This is a genomic window from Psychrobacter sp. T6-1, assembly GCF_052258445.1.
In genome coordinates this window covers 1-1,036 of sequence record NZ_JBQQFC010000553.1, presented here as the reverse complement: position 1 = coordinate 1,036, position 1,036 = coordinate 1, and the positions used below count along the sequence as shown (strand labels likewise).

Below are 1,036 nucleotides of genomic sequence, written 5' to 3'. Positions count from 1 at the left end.
TTTATGGCGACCGCCTCTGGCATGCAGTTCTTAGGATTAAGCTCAGTATTTTGGGGCGTGGTTATCGGTATGATTGCACATTATGTACTGACCAAAAAACGCCTGCTGCCTATGTTTGTAAAGCCATAAACCAATAAAAATAAAACTGATTTTGACCAGTAGCTGTAATAAGATAACAATGAATGCTCTTAAAAGTGAGTCTATGATGCGTCAGCTATCAAAACGATTCGTTGTACAAAATCAGCTTGTCAAAGCGCTTAGTGCTAGTGTATTAGGCCTAATACTGAATAACGCGTACGGGGCTTACGGCGATCCTTTTGAGGGCAGTGGTTTTGTCAGCGATGACTGGCATGTGATCTGCGACAATACCTTGACTTGCCGTGCGGCGGGGTATACGCAGGAAACTGCCGAATGGCGCAGCAGTATTATGATGACTGTAGCGGCAGGCGAGAAAATACCCAGCACACAGGTAGTATTAAACTACTGGGAGTCATCAAACGAAATCATCGCTCAAATTGAAGGGCAAAACGATTCTGTTGAGTTGTGGCTCGATGATCAATACTTCGGTAAGGTGGACTTAAATACTGATGAGATGGGCCGGGGAAGATTGACGACTGCTCAAACTAAGCAGCTTATTGATAAGGCTCGTAAGCATACAAAAATAGTATTTAAGAGGGGCGAGTATCAATGGCAAATATCAGATAAAGGTATGAGGGCAGTATTATTGAAGTTGGACGAAACACAAGGAAGAGTCGGGACGCCGATCGCTTTGGTGAGTAAACGGCACTCCAAACAACAGGTACCAAAAACGGCTATAGCCAAACCTGTGATCAAAAAAGCGTTTGCTTATTCAGATAAAAATAATCAGCCGATCTCTGCCTCAAGGCTAACCTACCTGCAAAACAATATTAGCAAATGGGTCGATATTGATGCCGAGTCACTAATGGGCTCAGAGCAGATTATGGGTGATTGCGAGCTTGTCAATCCAAAAACGCAAGTCTATCAAAGCAGACAAGAATATAGCTCAAGCCTGCTT

Annotated in this window: 2 protein-coding genes; both read left to right on the top strand. The window is 43.5% G+C overall.

Annotated elements, in window-relative coordinates:
- A partial coding sequence (locus tag ACTXGO_RS16450; protein WP_443575018.1) for a benzoate/H(+) symporter BenE family transporter occupies positions 1-129 on the top strand: 129 nt, incomplete at its 5' end.
- A 49-nt stretch (positions 130-178) separates the two neighbouring features.
- Positions 179-1,036 (top strand): DUF1176 domain-containing protein (locus ACTXGO_RS16445; RefSeq protein ID WP_443575019.1); only part of this gene is annotated, 858 nt, incomplete at its 3' end.